This window comes from Lacticaseibacillus parahuelsenbergensis (assembly GCF_030770265.1).
In the GTDB taxonomy this organism is placed as follows: Bacteria; Bacillota; Bacilli; order Lactobacillales; family Lactobacillaceae; genus Lacticaseibacillus; species Lacticaseibacillus casei.
In genome coordinates, this window is the sequence record NZ_CP132482.1 from 2,074,801 (window position 1) to 2,095,407 (window position 20,607).

Annotated in this window: 23 protein-coding genes and 1 pseudogene; 2 read left to right on the forward strand and 22 right to left on the reverse strand. The window is 47.9% G+C overall.

The annotated features are described in order from the left end of the window. The 22 genes and pseudogenes from fabF to LACPH_RS09785 all read right to left on the reverse strand — a co-directional run bounded on the left by fabF (position 1) and on the right by LACPH_RS09785 (position 19,014). Positions 1-1,221 (reverse strand): beta-ketoacyl-ACP synthase II, encoded by a 1,221-nt coding sequence (gene fabF / locus LACPH_RS09680; RefSeq protein WP_052767555.1) that lies wholly within the window; start codon positions 1,219-1,221, stop codon positions 1-3. 22 nt (positions 1,222-1,243) lie between these two features. After that, complete coding sequence (locus LACPH_RS09685) at positions 1,244-1,972, reverse strand: 3-oxoacyl-ACP reductase family protein (RefSeq protein WP_274784993.1); 729 nt, start codon at positions 1,970-1,972, stop codon at positions 1,244-1,246. After that, a complete protein-coding gene (locus LACPH_RS09690; RefSeq protein WP_274784994.1) occupies positions 1,969-2,892 on the reverse strand; it encodes an ACP S-malonyltransferase in 924 nt (307 codons plus the stop codon). Before LACPH_RS09690 ends, LACPH_RS09685 begins: the two co-directional genes overlap by 4 nt. A gap of 27 nt (positions 2,893-2,919) precedes the next feature. Next, on the reverse strand, positions 2,920-3,909 hold the full coding sequence (locus LACPH_RS09695) for a nitronate monooxygenase (RefSeq protein WP_274784995.1): 990 nt from the start codon (positions 3,907-3,909) through the stop codon (positions 2,920-2,922). 23 nt (positions 3,910-3,932) lie between these two features. Continuing rightward, the gene (locus LACPH_RS09700) at positions 3,933-4,172 is read right to left on the reverse strand and encodes an acyl carrier protein (protein WP_010491736.1); all 240 of its coding nucleotides are present in this window, start codon (positions 4,170-4,172) and stop codon (positions 3,933-3,935) included. A gap of 68 nt (positions 4,173-4,240) precedes the next feature. Continuing rightward, complete coding sequence (locus LACPH_RS09705) at positions 4,241-5,200, reverse strand: beta-ketoacyl-ACP synthase III (RefSeq protein WP_274784996.1); 960 nt, start codon at positions 5,198-5,200, stop codon at positions 4,241-4,243. A gap of 15 nt (positions 5,201-5,215) precedes the next feature. Next, the gene (locus LACPH_RS09710) at positions 5,216-5,665 is read right to left on the reverse strand and encodes a MarR family winged helix-turn-helix transcriptional regulator (protein ID WP_005684753.1); all 450 of its coding nucleotides are present in this window, start codon (positions 5,663-5,665) and stop codon (positions 5,216-5,218) included. Between the two features lie 70 nt (positions 5,666-5,735). Next, the gene (locus tag LACPH_RS09715; protein WP_049169124.1) at positions 5,736-6,173 is read right to left on the reverse strand and encodes a 3-hydroxyacyl-ACP dehydratase FabZ family protein; all 438 of its coding nucleotides are present in this window, start codon (positions 6,171-6,173) and stop codon (positions 5,736-5,738) included. A 417-nt stretch (positions 6,174-6,590) separates the two neighbouring features. After that, complete coding sequence (locus LACPH_RS09720; RefSeq protein WP_306386779.1) at positions 6,591-7,559, reverse strand: alpha/beta fold hydrolase; 969 nt, start codon at positions 7,557-7,559, stop codon at positions 6,591-6,593. Positions 7,560-7,608: 49 nt separating this feature from the next. Next, positions 7,609-8,805 carry an iron-containing alcohol dehydrogenase gene (locus LACPH_RS09725; RefSeq protein ID WP_274784998.1) on the reverse strand — a complete coding sequence of 399 codons (1,197 nt, stop codon included), beginning with the start codon at positions 8,803-8,805 and terminating at the stop codon, positions 7,609-7,611. Positions 8,806-8,899: 94 nt separating this feature from the next. Then, positions 8,900-9,264: pseudogene (locus LACPH_RS09730) on the reverse strand (rhodanese-like domain-containing protein). Positions 9,265-9,287: 23 nt separating this feature from the next. Then, positions 9,288-9,785, reverse strand: coding sequence for a MarR family winged helix-turn-helix transcriptional regulator (locus LACPH_RS09735; protein WP_274784999.1), 498 nt, complete (start codon positions 9,783-9,785; stop codon positions 9,288-9,290). Between the two features lie 299 nt (positions 9,786-10,084). After that, on the reverse strand, positions 10,085-10,276 hold the full coding sequence (locus LACPH_RS09740) for a hypothetical protein (RefSeq protein WP_010491756.1): 192 nt from the start codon (positions 10,274-10,276) through the stop codon (positions 10,085-10,087). A 730-nt stretch (positions 10,277-11,006) separates the two neighbouring features. Continuing rightward, entirely contained in the window at positions 11,007-11,420 is a 414-nt protein-coding gene (locus LACPH_RS09745) for a MarR family winged helix-turn-helix transcriptional regulator (RefSeq protein WP_274785000.1), read from the reverse strand. A gap of 161 nt (positions 11,421-11,581) precedes the next feature. After that, the gene (locus LACPH_RS09750; protein WP_274785001.1) at positions 11,582-12,346 is read right to left on the reverse strand and encodes a zinc ribbon domain-containing protein; all 765 of its coding nucleotides are present in this window, start codon (positions 12,344-12,346) and stop codon (positions 11,582-11,584) included. Between the two features lie 195 nt (positions 12,347-12,541). Then, the gene (locus LACPH_RS09755; RefSeq protein WP_428279661.1) at positions 12,542-13,645 is read right to left on the reverse strand and encodes a zinc ribbon domain-containing protein; all 1,104 of its coding nucleotides are present in this window, start codon (positions 13,643-13,645) and stop codon (positions 12,542-12,544) included. Between the two features lie 228 nt (positions 13,646-13,873). Then, positions 13,874-14,629 carry a zinc ribbon domain-containing protein gene (locus LACPH_RS09760; protein ID WP_274785003.1) on the reverse strand — a complete coding sequence of 252 codons (756 nt, stop codon included), beginning with the start codon at positions 14,627-14,629 and terminating at the stop codon, positions 13,874-13,876. 384 nt (positions 14,630-15,013) lie between these two features. Then, a complete protein-coding gene (locus LACPH_RS09765; protein WP_087912556.1) occupies positions 15,014-15,598 on the reverse strand; it encodes a MarR family winged helix-turn-helix transcriptional regulator in 585 nt (194 codons plus the stop codon). A gap of 196 nt (positions 15,599-15,794) precedes the next feature. Then, positions 15,795-16,259, reverse strand: coding sequence for an NUDIX hydrolase (locus LACPH_RS09770; RefSeq protein WP_274785004.1), 465 nt, complete (start codon positions 16,257-16,259; stop codon positions 15,795-15,797). 89 nt (positions 16,260-16,348) lie between these two features. Continuing rightward, positions 16,349-17,722 (reverse strand): MFS transporter, encoded by a 1,374-nt coding sequence (locus LACPH_RS09775; protein ID WP_306386780.1) that lies wholly within the window; start codon positions 17,720-17,722, stop codon positions 16,349-16,351. A gap of 143 nt (positions 17,723-17,865) precedes the next feature. After that, on the reverse strand, positions 17,866-18,162 hold the full coding sequence (locus tag LACPH_RS09780; RefSeq protein ID WP_010491770.1) for an ArsR/SmtB family transcription factor: 297 nt from the start codon (positions 18,160-18,162) through the stop codon (positions 17,866-17,868). A gap of 162 nt (positions 18,163-18,324) precedes the next feature. Then, the gene (locus LACPH_RS09785) at positions 18,325-19,014 is read right to left on the reverse strand and encodes a 2,3-diphosphoglycerate-dependent phosphoglycerate mutase (RefSeq protein WP_047106419.1); all 690 of its coding nucleotides are present in this window, start codon (positions 19,012-19,014) and stop codon (positions 18,325-18,327) included. Between the two features lie 238 nt (positions 19,015-19,252). Between LACPH_RS09785 and LACPH_RS09790 the strand changes: the two genes are divergently transcribed. Together LACPH_RS09790 and LACPH_RS09795 are read left to right on the forward strand one after the other, a co-directional pair. Then, a complete protein-coding gene (locus LACPH_RS09790) occupies positions 19,253-19,459 on the forward strand; it encodes a hypothetical protein (protein ID WP_087912559.1) in 207 nt (68 codons plus the stop codon). Between the two features lie 177 nt (positions 19,460-19,636). Continuing rightward, entirely contained in the window at positions 19,637-20,542 is a 906-nt protein-coding gene (locus LACPH_RS09795; protein WP_274785006.1) for a zinc ribbon domain-containing protein, read from the forward strand. Positions 20,543-20,607: the final 65 nt, after the last annotated feature.

The window sequence follows — 20,607 nt, forward strand, 5'->3', positions numbered from 1 at the left end:
TCACCACCTTTTGAAGGCCAAGACTGCATTATGGCCGCCAAAGCCAAAGGAATTGCTCAAGGCATAATCGACTGTGGTATCGCGATTGTCTTGGTTGACCAAGGTGACGGGGCAGTCTTCATCTTGGGCCGCGTCCACGACGTTCATCGGTAACCGACCATCCTGCAACGCGCTCAAAGTCATAATTGCTTCAATGGCACCGGCCGCACCTAACAGATGACCTGTCAGTGCTTTAGTCGAACTGACCAGCACGTTGTCGCCGAAAAGATCATGAATAGCTTTGCTTTCCATGGCATCATTGGCTTTGGTGGCCGTACCGTGCGCATTGATGTAACCCACGTCACTAGGCTGAATGCCGGCTTCTTCAACAGCCAGCTGCATTGCGCGGGCGGCTTGGGCACCACTCGGATCAGGAGCAGTCATGTGATACGCATCACTAGTTGCACCATAACCTACCACTTCGCCTAAAATCTTGGCGCCGCGTTTCTGGGCATGGTCAAGACTTTCAAGAATCAGCGTACCGCCGCCTTCACCAAGCACAAAACCGTTACGATCGGCCGCAAATGGCAAACTTGCTTGGGTCGGGTCTGCGGTTTTGGACAAAGCTGACAGCGCCGCAAATCCCGCAATTCCGATTTCGTTGACGGATGCTTCGGCGCCACCCGTAATCACAACATCGGCTTTGCCAGCTTGAATCCGCATCGCTGCTTCGCCAATGGCGTTCGTGGCAGAGGCACAAGCTGTGACCACCACATAACTAGGACCGTGGGCACCAAAATATTGGGAAATGGTTCCGGCAACCATGTTACTAATGGCTTCAGGCACAAACAGTGGACTCACCCGATCCGGGCCTTTTACATACATCTTCGTCACTTGTTCCTGAATGGTTGTCAAACCACCAATCCCTGATCCGAAAATAACGGCCATACGATCAGCATCAACGGCGTCTTTGGTCAGCCCGGATTGCTCGTAGGCTTCAATAGCGCTGTAAAGACCATATTGGGTAAACAGATCCAATCGCTTGCTGAGACGCTTTTGCATGCGTGCTTCAGGTTTGAAATCTTTTACTTCACCAGCGACTGTGATGCCGGTTTTTTCAGCATCAAATTTGGTGATGGGTTGAATACCGACTTTGCCAGCGTCCATCGTCGCTACGGTTTCAGCGACTGAATGACCCAGTGGATTCACGGTACCCATTCCGGTTACGACTACTCGTTGCAATGTCATTCCTCCGTTCATGTCCTTAACCTAACCCGCCGGCGACTGTCAAAGTCTGTCCGGTTATGTAGGCATTTTCGACCAGAAAGCGGGCCGTGTGCGCAATTTCTTCGGGCTGGCCGAAGCGCTTCAACGGAATTTCCGCTAAGATCTGGTCCTGACTGGATTGGCTCAATGCTGCGGTCATATCCGTGGCGATCATCCCCGGCGCAATCGCATTCACGCGCACGCCGCGCATCGCCCCTTCACGTGCCAGTGTTTTGGTCAAGCCGATAATGCCGGCCTTGCTGGCAGCGTAATTTGCCTGTCCGATGTTGCCGGTCAATCCGACCACACTGGCAAGGTTAATGATGACCCCGGCACGCGCCTTCATCATTTTCTTGAAGGCAGGTTGGGTCACATAAAAAGTGCCATCTAAGTTAACTTGGACGACCTTGGCAAAAGTGGCCGGTTTCATCCGCATCGCCAACATGTCATCATTGATGCCGGCATTATTGACCAAAATATCCACACTGCCAAATTGATCCAAGGCCGCTGCTACCAGCTGCTCACCGGTTGTCGGATCGTCGACACTACCTAAGACGGTGACGACCCCGTGCCCAAAGCCTTCTAATTCTTTGATCAAAGTTTCCGGAAATTCATGGCGCGCATTCAGCACCAAGTTGGCCCCTGCCTGCGCAAAATTTCTGGCAATCGCTTCACCGATACCACGTGAGGCACCCGTGATGATCGCAGTTTTATCAGTTAATTTCAATCTGCCTTCACTCCGTTATTCAAATCGGCGACCTCATTGAGGCTCGCTGCATCACTAATCAGATGGGTCGTCATCTTGCGGTCAATCCGTTTAATCATCTTGCTAAGCACCGGTTTGGGACCCAACTCAACGATCGTATCGACGCCTTCAGCCTTCAGTTGCGCGATAACCGTCGCAAATTTGGTTGGTTCCGCAACCTGGGCTGCAAGCACGGAACGCATATTGCGAGCCGTAAACGGCTTGAGCGCGGTCGTGCTGATCACCGGAATGACCGGTTCAAACACATTGGCCTGTTTCAACGCTGCCTGCAACTGTGGTTGGGCACTTGCCATCAAGGGGCTGTGAAACCCGCCAGCCACATGCAGCGGAATGGCGCGAACGCCTTGTGCTTTTAGCCATTTTTCGACCACGGCCAAAGCATCATGGGTGCCGGCCAGAACCGTTTGCTTGGGACCGTTGTAATTAGCCGGCCAAACATCCGGTGCCTGTTCGCAGGCTTCCTGAATGACTGCCTGATCACCGCTCATGACCGCCAACATACCGCCAGGCTGATTCTGACAAGCCGCCGCCATCGCTTTACCGCGCGCCGCGACCAATTTAAGCCCGTCTTCCAGACTCAATCCGCCACCAGCAATCAAAGCACTGTACTCGCCCAGACTCAATCCGGCCAAGGCCGTTTCTGGCGGCAATTCGGCTGACGCCACTTCATGCATCGCCACGCTATAGGCCACCAACGCCGGCTGCAAATCATCCGGATGCGCGGCAAAATCGCCATTGGCCAAAAACTCAGGCAAGTCAAAGTCCAAAACGGCGTCAGCCCGGTCAATAATCTCTTTGAATATCAAAGTATTCTGGTAAAAATCGATCCCCATTCCGGGGACCTCGGCACCTTGGCCGTTAAACACATAAGCAAATTGCACCAGCTGGTTTACCTCCTTGTCATGTGTTTACTGACGTGGAAATGCATCTGCAGTCGAACTCGTGAGAAGATCTGCCATTTTGGAACCGGCCAAAATCTCTTTTGCCTGCTGCATGACTTCTTCAACGATGTCCTGGCTGCTCTCTTCGCGCTTGACTAAACCGGAAATCTGGCCGGCCATGAATGAACCATGGTCGCGATCGCCTTCTAGAACCGCCTTCCGTAAGCTACCATTACCCAGCTCTTCAACTGCCGTATAGTCAGTCGTATCGGACAGTGCGATTTCCTTTTCCAGTTTCAGGTAGTTACGACTCATCGGGTTTTTCAGCACGCGGGCTGCATGGCCGACATACATGCCGGTAACCAGCGTATCCACGTCTTTCGCCTTGATCACCGCATTCTTATAGTTTTGGTGAATCCGGCTTGAAGTTGATGTCAGGAAGCGAGTGCCCATTTGAACGCCGATCGCACCAAGACTGAGCGCTGCGGCAACACCGCGGCCATCGCCAATCCCACCAGCCGCAACGACCGGAATATCAACGGCATCAACGACTTGCGGCACCAAGGCCATGGTCGTGATACTGCCAATGTGACCGCCGGATTCCATGCCTTCAGCAATCACACCGTCCACGCCATCACGCGCCATGCGCTTGGCCATGGCAACAGACGGCACGACCGGCATCACAACGGTGCCATTTTGTTGGAGCCGTTCCAGATAACGACTAGGATCGCCGGCGCCTGTGGTTACCAAGGCAACCTTGGCATCAACAATGACATCAATAACCTGTTCGACAAAAGGCGATAATAGCATTACGTTCACACCGAATGCCTTGTCTGTCATTGATTTTGCAACTTCGATCTGTTCCTTAACCCACGAAGCAGGGGCATGACCGGAGCCAATGATACCAAGACCACCGGCTTCAGAAACCGACGCAGCTAATTTACCGTCAGCAACCCATGCCATGCCGCCTTGAAAAAGCGGATACTTAACGCCTAAGCGTTCCATTAATGGACTCATTGGCCCACTCCTCTCCAGTTGTCTTAAGCTTCGGTCTTTTCAGTGATGAAGTTTACCAGATCAGCAACCGTTTCGATGCTTTCATCGGTTTCGATCTTAACGTCGAATTCGTCTTCGATTTCGTTGATAATTTCGAAAATGTCCAGGCTATCTGCATCCAGATCATTCTTGAAGTTCGTGGTCAAAGTCACATCTTCAGCGTTTTTGTCCAATTGGTCAGCAATGATGTTTTGTACCTTAGGCAATACTTCTTCGTTAGTCATGTTTAAATGTTCTCCTTTAAATTAAGTGGTTTGACCGTTTTTTCGGTCAGTCTACAGGGAAATTCGAATTAATACGTCATTATCAGCGAGCCGACTGATAAGCCGCCGCCAAAACCGCTGAGGACCAATTTCTGGCCCCGTTTCAGCTGACCGCTTTCAGCCAGTTGCGCCAACAAAATCGGCACGCTGGCTGCGCTGGTGTTGCCATACTCATCAATGTTGATGGGAAACTTGTCGGCAGTGACTTTCAGTTTTTTGTTTACTGATTGAACAATGCGCGCGTTTGCTTGGTGAAGCAGGAACCAATCGATATCATCCGTGGTCATCTCCGCTTGATCCAGCGCTCGCTGAATTGACCGTGGGACTTCACTGATGGCAAATTGGTAAACCGCGCGGCCGTTCATTTTGAAATAAGCTGAAGGTTCTTCAACCGCATCCGCAAACGGACTTTGATTGCCTTGAGCCCCAGCTGACAGTACCATCTCGGTATCGCCGAAGCTTTTGAGATCGACTGCCTGGACCGGCGCGCCTTGATCACTGATCAAAACACCGCCAGCACCATCAGCGAATAACACTGCTGTGCGTCGATCATGCCAATCAACCAATCGGGAAAGCACTTCGCTTCCGATGACCAAGCCTTGGTGAACCGTTGGACTGGTCATCAGTCGATCGGCAACATGCAACGCATACTCAAAACCGGCGCAGGCAACGTTGAGATTAAACGCAAATGCATGATCCGCATTCAGTGCTGCTTGCAGGCGATTTGCCTCGGCCGGGGTTGCATAGTCCGGGCTCATGGTCGCCACGATGATGAAGTCAAGCTGGTCGGCAGTTGTGGCCGACTTCGTCAAAAGTTGCTGGGCAACATCATACGCTAGATCAAAGTTACGCTGATCGGTGACCACGTGGCGGGTTTTAATCCCCGTACGTTCTCTGATCCAACTGTCGGATGTATCCATAAATTGACGTAACTGCTCATTTTCAACACGCGTGGCAGGTACCGAATAAGCACTGGCCAGAATCTCCAAGACGGGGCCTTCTTTCTAATGACGATATTCGTCAATAAATTCATTGAGATTATCCAGCGCGCGTTCGATTAACTCGATTTGCGGCTCGGTAAATCCTTTAACAAAACTTGCAACCATTTTCTGGTGAAAGGCAAGGTGGGCGCGATACATTAGGCGCCCTTTGCGGCTGAGTCGCAGATTCACGACTCGTTTGTCCGACTCAAGATGCAGTCGTTCGACATACCCTTTGCGTGCCAGATTGTTAATCGCCACACTTAGGGTTCCTTGCGTCACATGCAGCTTTTTGGCCACATCACTTGAGCTGGGCGTCGCATGAATACCAATCGCATCAATGGTGTGCATTTCTTTAATACCTAAATCCCGGAACTGACTTTTGCGCAGTTCCTCTTCTTCCATTCGTAGGATATCTGAATAAACGCGAATGAGTTTATCATTAATCCGCTTGACGCTTGGCTTTTGGGACATTGGTGTGCCTCCGTGTACAACTGATTTGATATTCAAAGTATCAGTTGAAAAAAAAAGCCTGTCAAGTGAACTAAGCATTTGCTTCTACCACAAAATGCAATTCTGCGTGGCAGACGAGCTCATCACCGATACTGGCGGTCGTTGTGACCACCCCCATGTTCGCCCGAACCTTGCCCATTTTGACTGCCAGTGTCAAAACGCTGCCAGTCGGGACAGGCTTCAGGAATTCTGTTTTGCCGATACTTGCCAGATAAGCGGTTTTACCGGCAAACTTTGGTGATTTCAAAATCAGGATTGATGCCGCTTGGGCCAGCGTCTCAATAATCAACGTCGGCGGCATGGTTAGCTCACCCGGCAGATAAGCAACCAGATGATCCTCTGCCACGCTCACATACTTCTCCGCGACAATGGATTCATCCGGTACTAATTCGGTGACCCGATCGATATAAAACAACGGATAACGATTCGGAATCAGCGTCTGTATGGTTGAGGTATCCAAAGTTGTCATAGCCTCGCCTCCTTTAACCACGATTGCAATTGAGCACTTGCAGAAAAAATCATCTCATCACGAAACGAAATAAAAATTCCCACTTGTATCAGGTGCTCACATGCTTTCGCTCTTTTGTCCAACCAGATTAATTGGATGTTCAAAGCATATGCAGAACTGTTTTGATTGTCAAACCTTTTTCGCCTATATTCTTTTGTGAGAATATAGGCACAAGCGAATGAAGGCGGTCCCAGATAACTTTGTTGCGGGATTTAAGGCATGCCATAAACTGTGAACGGATACAAAAAATAATTTTTGAAAAATTGAGTTTTTGCGACCGCTATTTTGGTTGAAACAAAAAAATGCGATGACCGTTGGCAGGCATCCGATCATCGCTAAAAATATAATTTTTTTGTTGGAACTCTGGTACCCGATCAATTATTGACGGCCAAGAGCGGCGCGTAACCGACTATCCTTTAACTTCAAGCGGATAATGGTGCCCACTTTTTCGGGTTCGTCAATCCACGGCTCGTGGCCAGCACCATTAATGGTCACCAGTTCGCCGCGCTGCACCACTGCGGCAATTTCCTGGCCAAGCTCCGGTTTGGCCAACGCGTCATTCGTCCCCCAAATAAGCGTGGTGGGTACGGAAAGATGCCGTAGTTGATCTTCACCGAGGCCATTATGCTTTTTCTCTGAGTTCATGCTGCGCAATAGGGACAAGGTAGACACCGCGTAATTCGGTAAGTGGTCAAAGGCATAGACGCACGCCGCAAAACTTTGTGGCAGCTTGCTGACCGCCACTGGATCGGTGCCCATGCGGTGCAGCGGTCCCCAGGCACGCTTGGCAGACTTAGGAATCTGCCGCTTCATAAACCACTGCCCCAAGCCCGGCATCATTGCCATCTTGAGCATGCCCGGCGTTTTGGTCATTAACATCCGCCCCGGGTTGCCCAAAAGAATCAACTGATCGACGCGTTCCGGATGCGTTAATGCAAACCAGGTTGCCCAATGTGCGCCCATGGAATGCGCAATGATCGGCGCTGACTTCAGATCAAGCTTGTCCATGATTTGGCCGATTAAATCAACCGCAAATTGGTGCACGTCCACCTGTTCATGGTCAAATCCGTCGCTTAAGCCGCCACCTGGTCGTGCCAGCACAAACAAGTGATAACCGGCCAGTTGTGGTAAAAGCGGCGCAAACGGGTAAGGATCACCGGTATTGCCCGGAATGATAAGCACAGGATCCCCACGGCCAAATTCAACCACCCTGACCCGCAAATCGTCTGGCGGCAATTTAAACCAGCGCGCCTTGGGTTTCAGGTTAAAATCAGCCCATAGTTGGTTTTCGGCGTTACGCGCTGCCTGAAAAGCGACGGAATCATGTTCAAGAATCGGTTGCGTCACAAACTTTCCCCCTCGTCAATCATCAAAAAAATCAAACTAAAGCCATCAGCTATGCCGTTAAGCCGTCAGTCATCGCGGCCTGATAAATGGCTTTGACATCTTCTTCCGATAACGGCACATACGCACGCGTCTCGAGTCTGGCATTGGCCACAGCAGCCGTTGCCATTGCATCAAAGTGGCGTTCATCGGCAATGCCGACTTCCGGCAGCGTCATTGGAAAGCCTAAATGCTGGATCCAGTCAAAGATCTCATCAATTGCCGCTTGCGCCACGGCATAAGCTTCGTCCCCTTCAAGATCCCACACATGGCGGCCAAAGCGGGCAAACATCTCAGCCGTTGTTGAATCCTTGGTCAATGCATATTCCATCCACCGCGGGGTTAAAATGCCCAAACCGACACCATGGGTAATGTCATAGTAAGCCGACAGCTCGTGTTCAAGGCTGTGCACGGTCCAACCATTTTCGTTGGCAACGCTCATCACACCGTTAAGCGCCATCGTCGCACTCCACATCAAATTAGCGCGTGCATCGAAGTTGTCCGGCTCCTTAACCGCAATCGGTGCCCACTTAATCACCGTTCGCATAAGGCCTTCCATCATACCTTTACTAGCGTCATTATTTTTGGAACGATCAAAATACTGTTCAAGCAAATGGCTGAGAATATCCATCGAACCGGCTGCGGTTTGGCGATGCGGAACGGTATATGTCAGTGTCGGATCAAGAAACGACACTGCGGGCGTATTCGGTCCGTTCGTGCCTAGCTTTTCGTGGGTTTCCGGATTGGAAATGACCGAACCGCTATTCATTTCACTACCGGTTGCGGCCAAGGTCAAAATGTCCACGACTGGCAACTGGGGCAACTTGTGCCGGGTCACGCCGCGATCTTTGACCAAGTCCCATGGATCACCGTCGTAAAACTTTGCACTGGCGATGACTTTGGCTGCGTCAATTACCGAGCCGCCGCCAACTGCCAGCACCACTTCAACATCGTTATCTTTAACCAGTTTCTGGCCGTCGCGAATCGAAGCAATTTTAGGATTAGGTTCAATCCCCGGCAATTCGGTGAGCTGCAAATCCGCCAGCAAACCTTTTACCGTATCGTAAAGTCCGGATTTTTTGATTGAATGTCCGCCATAAACAAAAAGAACTCGCGAACCAAATTGACTCACAGCATCGTGCAGTTCAACGTCAAGCCGCCCTGTCCCAAAGCGAATGTCAGTGGGATTTTTAAACCGAAAGTTCTTCACAGTGCCATCTCCATTTCTTTCACCTGTTATCAATTTAATTGTACCTTTATTGCGAATGAAATAGAAATGTTGATGGTGCTTTAAAAATTCACTTTTATTGAACCGGTTCAACTGGTAAGTTCATCCCTCGCCATCCTTCTAGGGCACCTGCGAGTTCAAATGCCTTAAATCCATGTGTCAGCAAAATAAGCAAGGCTTGTTTGCCCAAAGTCGTTCCGCCTGTCCAGTCGTAAACGACATATGTTTTGTCATGATCAAGTTGATCAACCTGACTTGCGAGATCTTTTGCAGGTAACGCATGTGCCCCTTTAATTTGAACTTTTTTGCCTGAGCAGGCGCATTTCGAACATCTAAAATTTCATAAGTGGCGTCTCCTGAGTTCAAAGCTTTAAGGACGGTGAAATGGTCAATATAAAGACTTAGGTATGTTTTTAGTAAATCAATTTTAGCTTGTTCCATGGAGATGAGCCCCTTTCTGCCTGTTATTGCGCATCTGGCAATAACTTATCCAATAAGTGATTGAGTTGAACCTGTTCATCATGAGTCAAACGTCTGAATAGGTGATTGACAGCTTGATAATTCACTGGTAAAAACCGATCGAGCAATTCCGCACCTGCATGTGTCATCTGTATGAGCGTCGCACGTTTGTCTGCAGCTGTTGATACTTTCTCAACCAAGCCGCTTTTGACCATTCCTCCGACCAGTTTGCTTGTCGTCGCCTTTGTTGCACCAAGTTTGGTTGCTAACGTTGTAATACCCAACGCCTGTGGCTGATTGTGATAGAGAAACATTAAAATCAAAAATCGCGACTCAGACAAACCAAAGCGATCCAAAACCCGTTGGTAATCGGCAGCAACTGCACGAAAACAGGCACGAAAATTCAAAAAAGTTAAAACCGATTGCGTATCTACATCGGGATAAGCTTTGCGCATAAGCTCAAGCCGATGTACATCCGGTCGGTCAGTAAAATCAAAACTCACAAGTCATCCTCCTATATTGTTAGCCGGCTAACAATATAATTATCTGCTATATTGTTCATCGTGTCAAGCATGACGGAAAAGTTTGCGTGTCATCTTTTTAAATTTGTCTTATTTACCGCGTTCAGTGACATAAAGTTCAATTATGATTGCCATAGTTAGGCGATTCCGCCTTGTTCTATTGTCGGCAGATATTGGGCTGACTTTCATTTTCTATAACGCGTTCATCAGCCCAGAAACCTGGCTGATTCAGGCTCAAAAAAAGCCCAACCAAATAGTCGGACTCAGAGGTAAAACTCGTCTTAATGGCTGACTTTGACGGCATAAACCACATGTATCGGCGTTGACCGGACACGTAATAGTCGGGCTGCTTCCTGGTTGCCATGCGCGGCACGAATACACAACATGCGCCGTGCCTGTTTGGCCACTAGCAGTGTCGGAAAGTCTTTAGGAAATAATAGTGCAAATAACGCTTCATTCGACGCGCCAATCAATGATAAGGGACACCTTTCTGCTTGCTGAATTTGTGCATAGTTTAGCATGTTTCTTTGCAAGCGCCAAGGGGGTATTTGAGTTTTTTGTTATTTAAGTTAATCACATACTGCTAACAACGGTGTTACAGTAGGTACATCCTGCAAATCTTCAATATATTGAGCTTCTTAACTTTGTTCAAAGATTTAGAAACAGCTTCCATCATTCAAATTCGGTTAGCAACTGTGACGTCATTTTAACTGGGTATTTATAACAACACCTGTGGCCTAGTTGATTCTTATTAACGGTATACGCATCAACCTATAGACTATGTTTACGACCTAGAAAAGGACTAATCACCCATTTTCTTGGTCTAGCGGATTGGATGGCACACCCCTTAACACTTTTCTAGCAGTGGAGGTGTCAGCTATGCTAAATTCAGGAGAGGAAAGGGGTTCGCCGCGTTGGATGTGGCGTCGATTATCATCGCGCTAAGCCTACTGATCACCAGTAGTGCTAAAACGTATGCGATAATCAAAAAAGCTAACCGTCAAAGTTAGCTTTCACCCTTGTCATCTGAGCCGCGTCGAGGTCATCGGGGGTCCATCCCGGTGGCCTCTCTTCAACTCCTAAATTATACGTTAAACCTGGCCAATTCGTCAACAAGTCTCTTCCCAAACAAAGTAGACAAATAAACGCTAGTCCGTCTTTTAGCCCCGTATCTGATAGTTGTAATTGGCCCCTTAGTCGGTCTCACTGTAAGGCTACTAAAAGTTGCTTTAGCGTCTGCGTAAGCGCCTCAGGGTCCTTAACGTTCGTTGCAAAAGCCTTCTCCAGCACCTGAAATAGCTCGTGGACTTCTGTCGCCGCGGCTTTGCCCGCTTCCGTCAAAAAAAGCTGCCGCTCACGATCACTGTGCGGCGCCATTCGCTTCTCCAGTAAGCCTTGTTGGATCAGCCGTTTCACCAAATTTGACACGCTGGCCGGCCCGCGGCTCAAGTCGACACTGATTTGGCGTTGATTTGTGCCAGGATGAGCGGCAACAAACGTCAATACCTTGGCTTGATCACTATTTAAGTCTAAATCGCTTAGGTGCTGGTTTAAAAAGTACTTCTGTAACTTTGCCAGCTGATAAATTAAGCCGGAAATATTCGATTCGGTTTGCATACATAACCCCCATGTCTACTAACATACGCTTTTTGGTTTTAAATGCAACAGTTTCATTAGCGCTCCTTCAGCCGACTTTTTAGCCAATTTAAAATCTACCTTGGTTCAAGGTAACAAAAAGGCATTTCACAAGCAGACTTTGCGAAACACCTCTTTAGAAATTAATCATCATCGTCTTGAATCAGTTCCCACTTACCGGAATCATCGTCATATTTGCTCATCTGATCATGAATTTCGTCATAACGGTATTTATTATGCAACTCACCATCATCTTTGTCGTAAACATCGACTTCTTTCATATTGGTCGCCGGTGATGTTACTTCCACGCGATAGTCATCAAGGTCGAAGTCGTCGAGATCCGCAGCCATTTTGGCAACTTGGCGATTGCTCAAGTCACTACCGCCCGTTGTTGTGGTACTTTCGTGACTCTCCGCTGCTGCCGATTCACTCGCGTTGGCAAGTGATTCACTGGCTGCTTCTTGCGAGGCCGCGAGTGAACTTGATGCGGACGCTTGCGAAGTTGATGCAGACGCTGAGACAAATGAGGCTGACGAAGCATTCGCGGCTGAGGCGCTGGCGGAACTTGCCGCAGCCTCTTGCGTTTGCTGACTTTGATTCTGGAAAAATAGCACCGCGATGACAACGATAACAGCTGCAGCCAGAACCAAACTAACCATCAGCCACGGGCGGCGCGGTCCATTTGGCGCACTGCCATTACTGCGCTGCCGTCTTGTGTTTGGCGACACTGCCCCTTGCCCTGTTGGCTGTGGCGTTGGGCCGACCGAAGATGCATTGGCATTGCTTGATCCATTTTCCGGGTCTGTTCCCTGATGTTGTGACCGGTACTGAGCGAGATTAAACCCGCATTGATGACAAAATGTTTCGTCGGCACTGACTTGCGCGCCGCAATTTGGACAAAACGCCATGATTGTTTCCCCTTTTTGATTGTGAGCGTGAGCCGGCGCGCCTAGAAGCCGGAGTATAAGTGGCCTTGGGCGTAATGGCCCGGGCTTAGGCCACTGCGACCAAGGTCCTTATACGCAGGCTTTTGCGCCGGCGAACGCGTTATGGTGATCGATCAATCGCCTGGTTGATCCATCCGGACTCTTCAACTCTGGATATTAGTCTCTTGGCAGTAACCGCGCTGTCACAAACATGACCAAAGCCGCCCCGATCCCAATCGAATAACCGATACCTGGGCTCAATAATCCTTGGATTTGATTACTGCCGCTGCTCATCAACGGCGCGTACGCAAAGTAAAGTGATGCATAGCCAAGCAAGCCCAACATGCCACCGAATCGCATCATGCCGCGTGACCGGAAGAAACCAAACAACAAGCCCAATGCCGGACCCAAGCCTGCTAACACCAAGGCCAGATAAGGCAAATTAGCCTTCGCCGAGCTGACGGTACCGGCAGCTGCAGCAGTCTCGGCTAACGTATTCGCACTGCGCACCAAATCATACAGACTCCCGCCAACTGCAGTGGTTCCCACACCGCTGGCACCAAATGGCCACACATAGGCAGCAATCAGAGCTACAAAAGCAGCCAGTAAATAAGCAATCCAAATCACGCCACCGCGTCGTCGCGGTTTTCCGGCTAGCCGTGTCCACCAGTGTTGCGGCCCATTCGTCGTCATCCCCTGTGGCCACGGCGAGGTTGTCGATTGACCACCCGCTGCTGCAGTATAGTTTGCACCTTGCCCCGGCGCAGCGGATTGAGGCATCGTCCAAATATCATCATCATCTGGCGACTCATTACTGAATTTGCTTTGGTAAGGCCCCACCACTCGACGATTGGCTACGACATAAACTGCGATCGTGCTAATGACCGCCAGCAGCCAACCAATCCAAACAGAAAAACTAAAGACGCAAAAAAGGACCAGCGCCCCGATCAAGGTATACACGATATGCGTTGCCAGCCAGTCAAGAAAATGCTGGAAGCTATCGTCTGTCAACACAAGGCTTTTTTTAACGTTCGATGTTTTCTCCTGCTGGCGCCGTGATCGGCCTGCTGTTTCCCGTTGCGCCGCACGCGTTGTATCGCTCGTTGTCTGCTGCATTGTCGGACGGCTTTGCGTTTGCTGCGTCGCTGATTGAGCGGCTAAGCGCGCATCAAATTGCACCAAATCCATACCGCAATTCGGACAAAACTTCACCCCAGCCGGTATTCTAAAGCCGCAATTTGGACAGTACCGCATTTTTTCAGCCAAATCGGTGACCTCCATTCCGATATGTTTAATTCCATATTGCCTGCTTGGGGTGAAATAGTAAAGTTCCCGCAAAAGGTTTATTAAAAGTTCAAGTATAAGAGCCTCGTTCTCGAATGATTCAGAGTTTTATCATTCTCAAAATTAGGTTGTCCATCACTAGAGAGATTGATGGCAGTGTATGTTTACCTTAAGTAACTATCGCTTCTGTTGACATACAGTTGCCTGATATCGCAACGAATAGTATCAGTTATCACCATCCTTGATCAACTCCCACTTGCCAGTTTCATCACGATACTGGCTTATCTGACCATGAATTTCATCATAACGGTATTTGCCATAGAGGCTGCCATTGGTTTTATCGTAAACATCAACTTCTGTCATACTGCTGGCTGGCACACTGAATTTAACCCGGTAATCTTGCAAGTCGAAGCCGCCATACTCTGCTATAGTTTGTGCTATCTGGTCGTTGTCAAGATCGTGATCTGTTAGATTTGCATTTCCAGATTCACTAGCATCTATGGCAGATTCATTAGCCTCTACTTCTGAATTTCGAGAATTCTCTGCCATTGTGGAAGCTTTTTCAGCAGAGCGTGATTGGGCAGAATCCTTGCTAGCCTCTTTCATGAATGAAGACACGTCAAAATACTCGCCGCTTTTAGATGAATCAGTTGCGTTGCTTACACGATCAAGGCGTTTTTGCGAATAAAACACACCTAATAAGAGCAAAACAAAAATACCAATCACGATAGCACCCATCACCCATGGACGATTCTTGTTCGGCCGATTAGACCGCTGTGGCGGAAGCATTTGACTTGCTGAATCCTCGCTTGTTTGTTGATGAGTTCGTGTCTTCAGCTGTGATTGCCGCTGCTTTTGTTGATTAACTGATGTCGAAGTTCTTCTAGCTCGAAACTGAGCCAAATTAAAACCACAATTATGACAAAAAAGTTCTTCAGAACCAACCCGCACCCCGCAATTTGGACAGTATTTCATTTTCAAATAACCCCTCCGTTATTTTAGCTAATACTTTTCCGGCGTTCTTCCAGAAGACTTCGTAGATATCTACAGCTTAATGTATCGGCCTAAAAGGTTTGGCAAGACAATCTTACAACAACTTCGCTCATTGAAAACACTAATTTTTTCAAGTGATGCTTTTAGCTTCTACATTTACACTGATAAGAAGCTAAAGTATTTGTAGATGTAGTGTCCCCTAAGATTGGTAGATGCGCATACAAAAAATCGGCTTTAGTGACAAAACTCGCCCTTAAAGTCGATTCTTCAGCACAATTAACGAAATACAATATCAAGCACAGTACGCTTAGCAAAATACAACAGCGAAATCCTTCTTAAACCAGTGATATTACCATTTGCAAAATTTGATTTTTAAAACCGCCGATCAAAGCCCCGCGGACCACCGGCGCCAAAACTGCCCGGATAGCCGCGGCGAGGGCCATGATGACCGTGATGGAACCGTTCTGCCCAAATCCGCATATCATCGAACTGTTTACCTTCTGGCCAACTCAAATCATCGCGGTTGGCGAGATCTTCCGATAGTTTGTTGATTAGCTTCAATAATTCAGCCTGTTCATCTTCAGATAAACCGCTGAAAATTTGATCAGGCAAATCAGTTCGAAGCTTACCAGTGGTTTCAATAAATTTGCGACCGTCATCTGTGAGCCCGATCAGCTGCACCCGCTTGTCAGTTTCCGACTCGTGGCGACTGATCAGACCAAGTTCCTCTAACTTCTGCACTAACGCGGAAACCGAGCTAGGACGGATATCCAAAGCCTCTACCAAATCCGAGTTGGTCATCTCACCTTTTTGGTCCAGTAAGCGCAATAATCGTAGTTGGTTCGGTTGCCGCTGACGATCACCAAACCGTAAACTGCTGGCAACGGCGCCCATAAACGGCCGCTTTTGGATTAGTTGGCCGAATGCTTTTAATAAAGCTTCTGATGTTTGTGTCATGTTATGCGTGCTCCTTTGATGGTTAGAATTTTCATAGTTAGTTATTAAAATATAAAACTAACTGACTAGATAATAACTCATTTGTTAGTTCGTGTCAACAAAAGCTAACGAATAATCCACCGCCCATAAAAAAAGAGCTGAGACACCATCCTCAGCTCGCTTTCTCTATAACAGCGTGTCAATCAAGACCAAATTATTATTCAGCCTGTGTTTTCAAGTAATCCCGGACGCAATCGATCATATCGCGCGTTTGCTGACTAAACAATGGCGGTAACGCATTAAAATCAAAATACCGTAACGCCAAAGTTTCCTTAGGATCGGCATCTTCCAAACTTCCGTCAACAGGATTGACCAGGTAAAATCGGCAGACGATCTGCGCCTGATCACCATTCGGGTAGGTCGTAAATCCACGGTCGAAAGTATGCAAGACTTTGATCGGCTCAACCAGCAGACCGGAGTCTTCCTTCATCTCACGTTTTAGCGTCTCCAGAAACGACTCGCCATATTCCATCATGCCGCCGGGGACGCTCCAATTGCCGGCATCGGTCCGCTGCTGCAACAATAACTGCCCCTGATCGTTAACAACCGCACCAGCCACTGCATTTAGAAAAATGGGCATATGCCCGACCTTGCTGCGAATTTCTTTAATATAGTTTGCCACTTAACTGCCTCTTTTCATGAACTGTTTAAACTGATTATCAGACAGTTGAGCTTCAGGTGCAAGATTAGGCCACATACCTTCACTGACGCTTAAGCATTCTGACGCCATCTTAATGCGGACAAAATACCGATTAATGAAAGGCCGCCTGCGCCGATCATGGCCGCTTGAAACCCTCTGGAGAATTCGAGCGATGTGTCTGCGCTGCCAATTGCATAGAAAATCAAGACTGAGATAGTGACCCCAATGGCACCGCCAAACAATCGAAACATATTGTACAAACCTGAAGCTTTTCCCAGATTCTTTGGGCTGACAGCACCCAAGACCGCTTTTTGCAATGCTGGCCCTGCCATTGAAAGACCAATACCTGCCAGACCAAGCGGCACGATCGTTAAACTATATGTATAACCATCGTGAACGATTAATCCAATAAGCAAATAACCAAGCCCTTGCAGAAATAGCCCAAAGATCGCAATAAGCTGTTCTCCAAAACGATCCACGGCGCGACCCGCAAACGGGGCAACAAGAACCAGCATGCCCGTCCATGGCAGCATTTCCATTCCGGCAATCATGGCATTGACATGTCCAACCACCTGGAAAAATTGAGGAAGGAAGAACACGACTCCGTACATTGCGGCATATAGAAGCGCCGTCGCAAGATTAGCACCGGTAAATTGCCACCGCTGGAAAAAGCTTAAAGGAATCAAGGGAAAGTCTTCGCGTTTTTGTCGCCATACGAGTAACAACGCAAACAAAATACTTAAAACTGCCACAATGATAGCTGCTGTGGGGATTTTGACTGATTTACTTGCCGAAAGCGCCCAAATCAGACCTGCTGAAGTTAAAACCACTAAAAGTGAGTCAAGAATATTGATCTTTTGGGATCCGGCTTTGGTTTCAGGAAGCTTCTGTTGTGATAATAAGATGCAAATTAAGCCAATTGGCACATTAATCCAGAAGATCCACTGCCAAGCAATCTTGGCGACGATAATCCCACCTAATGCCGGTCCGACAATGAGCGCCAGTCCGCCAATACCACTCCAAATACCTAGCGCTTTGCCGCGGCTTTCCACTGGTACGTTTGCTGTCAAGATGGCCATTGACATTGGCGTGATAACCGATGCGCCAACACCTTCAACAACCCGGGCAACAATCAACGACATAATATTTCCGGACAAGGCGCAGAGAATCGATCCAATAACAAAGATGAGTAGTCCCAGTTCATAAACTTTGCGATGTCCTAGTCGATCGCCTATCGCCACACCGACCAGTAATACGGCAGCAATCGCAATATTATAGGCATTTAAAGCCCACTGCAATTGATCAACAGAAATAGAAAAGTCACTTCTAATAGCCGTTGAAGCAGTCGTCACAATCATTGAATCCATCATTGACATAAAAAAGCCAAGCGATGTCAAAAATAAGATCCAGCCTGTCTTTGGTTTTGCCTTTTCAGCATTTAACATACGAGCACGCTCCTCAATATTTAATAGTTAAACGATTGTTCAACTATTAAACCTTAAAGCTTGCTTTCGTAAATTGCAATACACAGTTCAAATCTTTTTGAACTATTTTGTATAAAAATAGCCGGTAGACATCTACCGGCCATCTACAAATTTTTATAAAAATTCGTTACATAGAGATCAAAATTTTCAGCATTAAGCGAAACATACTTCTCACGCGAAGATTTTCGCGTCTTCGTCAATCCAGCTTCACGTAACAAGCGAAAATGATAGGATCCCGCCGACTTGCTCATTTTAATTGCCTCACCGACTTCGCCACAGGTGACCTCCTTGTTCACCTTTTTTAAATAGCGAATAATAGCCAGTCTAACTGGATCAGCCAATGCTTTAAAAACCTTAACCTGAATTTCATCAACTTGCGCGCTACTTAGTTCAATAATCATACAACTATTATAACTTATCTTTGCCAAACTACAAACTTAATCAGCTTTAAACCCCGTTCGCTAGATATTAAACGACAAAAAAGACAGGCACTCTCGCACAAATACAAAATCTGCACGAACAATGCCCGTCTTATACGAATTCTTTAGCCAATCAAGCCAGAATTAATCCAACTTGGTCTTGCTGTTAACGTTTAACTTTTCATCAAAGTCATAAACAACCGGTTCACCAGTTGCCATTTCCAAGTTCATGATGTCAGCGTCGGAAATGTTTTCGATGTACTTAGTCAAAGCGCGCAGTGAGTTACCATGTGCCGCAATGACAACGTTCTTGCCATCCAACAGATCCGGTGCGATATGGTCTTCCCAGAATGGGATAACCCGTTCCAGCGTGACTTTCAGGTTTTCGCCGCCAGGAATGATCCGTGGATCAAGGTTGGCGTAACGACGATCCTTAGCAGCAGAGCCTTCGTCAGTTGCTTTCAACAGTGGTGGCAAAACGTCATACGAACGGCGCCAGATGTGAACTTGGTCGGCACCATATTTATCAGCCGTTTCCTTTTTGTTCAAGCCTTGTAATGCGCCATAGTGACGTTCGTTCAGACGCCAGGTCTTCATTTCCGGAATCCACAATTGGCCGGATTCTTCCAAGACGTAGTGCAGGGTCTTGATCGCACGGGTTAAAACTGAAGTGTAAGCCTGATCGAATTCAAGGCCGGCCTGCTTGACCAATTGCCCAGCATGCTTTGCTTCTTCGACACCTTTTTCACTCAGATCAACATCCACCCAGCCGGTGAATTGGTTGGACAGGTTCCATTCACTTTGCCCGTGACGGATCAATACTAATTTCGCCATATCAGAGAATACCTCGCTTTTATGATTTGACAGTTTTCTGTCTGTTTACAGAATCTCATGTTACACCATTTTCAGTAAGTTCGCACCCGCTTTCTCTGGTATATTGGAAACATAAGGGAAAAGAAAATGATTGAGGTCACCTGAACGGCGTGTAAAAGTGGGTCGCGCTCCGGTGGTGATGACCATCGTCCAGTGTGCCCACTGCATTGCGGCGACAACCCACTGCTTGGAGGTTATCTTGAAAAAAATCTGGTTAACAATCGGCGGCTTCTGGCTGATCAGTGTGATTTATTTTTTGGTCTATGTAAGCACCGCTGCCTTTCAAGCAGCCGTTAATGAAAACGGCTTCTTGTCCTTGGTTCACGGGGTCATGGATTTGATTTTACTCGGCACCACCTTTGCCTTGGTTGCCGGTGGTCTTTATCGGCTCTTCCATCGCAGGTGATTTTTGGTGGTAGCTTAAGGCATTCGTCAATTCATTTGGTATGATTAGGTGACGGGTGTTTTCATAACTGGTGGTTTGGTTTCATACGTGAACTGGGTCGGAAAGGACCCGTTCACCATAACGCGTTCACCGGCGCAGAAGCCGGTTCACGCTCACTTTTACTTTGGAGGTCATTCTATGTTTAAAATATGTCCTAATTGCGGTGCCCATAATCTGGTAACCGCCAACTTCTGTGTCAAATGTGGTACTAATTTAGCTGACGTTGCGGTAACGCAAGCGCAGACTGATACGGCATCTCATACTGAATCTGCTGAAAAGCCGACCACAAGTTCAGCCAATCAGTCTGCCGCACCAGTTTCAGCTGCAAAAGAAGCGGTGAAGGACGAAACGGCTAATTCAGCCTCAACAGCATCCAAACAGCCTAATCCAACGGTTGAGGCAGGCAAGAAGTATGCCGGCAGTTATTGGCGTTATCTAGTTGACAGCATCAAGCATCCTGCGCACATTGAACGGTCGTATCACCCTTATTTTGGCTTCACTAGCTTGGCCATTACCATTATCAGTCTGGCCTTAACGATCGCGTTGCGGGTTAGCAGTACGCTATCGTCACTTCCGGGTGGTGTTGCCAATATCGTTTTGAGCACCTTCATCAAACTGTTTGTCATGGTCGCCATTCTTGCAGTTGCCATTATTGCGATTTATTATCTGGCGATCCGCGGCATTCTAGGCGATCGGCGGCGCAATTTTCTTGAGTTCACCACCGACTATGCCTTCCACGCTAACTGGATGGTGTTCTTCTCGCTTTTCACGCTGCTGATGCAGATTGTGGGTCTTATCAACATCGGATCGGCCATGCTGCTCACATTGCTCGTCGCGTTAAGTCTCGGGCTCTTCCTCTTGGCCGGACCCTATATGCTATTCACCGCGCAACCAACGAATCAGTTCGATAAAATCTATGCGTACTTAATTGCCAGCGCGCTACTCTTCCTGGTCTTCATGGTGGTTGGCATGCTTGGACTCTCAAGTATCATTAGCAGCCTTTACCAAGGCATCAACGATATCGGCCGCTCTTTCAACTACTAGCAGTTTCATTTAATGTTGCAAAAAAGACGACACTGGATTTTTTCCTCTAGTGTCGTCTTTTTGTC

What these genes read in the sequence shown, in the direction of transcription:
- LACPH_RS09695 (WP_274784995.1), bottom strand. Translation starts at nt 3,909, where the DNA reads ATGAGTCCATTAATGGAACGCTTAGGCGTTAAGTATCCGCTTTTTCAA.
- LACPH_RS09700 (WP_010491736.1), bottom strand. Translation starts at nt 4,172, where the DNA reads ATGACTAACGAAGAAGTATTGCCTAAGGTACAAAACATCATTGCTGAC.
- LACPH_RS09710 (WP_005684753.1), bottom strand. Translation starts at nt 5,665, where the DNA reads ATGTCCCAAAAGCCAAGCGTCAAGCGGATTAATGATAAACTCATTCGC.
- LACPH_RS09715 (WP_049169124.1), bottom strand. Translation starts at nt 6,173, where the DNA reads ATGACAACTTTGGATACCTCAACCATACAGACGCTGATTCCGAATCGT.
- LACPH_RS09745 (WP_274785000.1), bottom strand. Translation starts at nt 11,420, where the DNA reads ATGCAAACCGAATCGAATATTTCCGGCTTAATTTATCAGCTGGCAAAG.
- LACPH_RS09750 (WP_274785001.1), bottom strand. Translation starts at nt 12,346, where the DNA reads ATGGCGTTTTGTCCAAATTGCGGCGCGCAAGTCAGTGCCGACGAAACA.
- LACPH_RS09755 (WP_428279661.1), bottom strand. Translation starts at nt 13,645, where the DNA reads ATGGAGGTCACCGATTTGGCTGAAAAAATGCGGTACTGTCCAAATTGC.
- LACPH_RS09765 (WP_087912556.1), bottom strand. Translation starts at nt 15,598, where the DNA reads ATGACACAAACATCAGAAGCTTTATTAAAAGCATTCGGCCAACTAATC.
- LACPH_RS09775 (WP_306386780.1), bottom strand. Translation starts at nt 17,722, where the DNA reads ATGTTAAATGCTGAAAAGGCAAAACCAAAGACAGGCTGGATCTTATTT.
- LACPH_RS09780 (WP_010491770.1), bottom strand. Translation starts at nt 18,162, where the DNA reads ATGATTATTGAACTAAGTAGCGCGCAAGTTGATGAAATTCAGGTTAAG.
- LACPH_RS09785 (WP_047106419.1), bottom strand. Translation starts at nt 19,014, where the DNA reads ATGGCGAAATTAGTATTGATCCGTCACGGGCAAAGTGAATGGAACCTG.
- LACPH_RS09795 (WP_274785006.1), top strand. Translation starts at nt 19,637, where the DNA reads ATGTTTAAAATATGTCCTAATTGCGGTGCCCATAATCTGGTAACCGCC.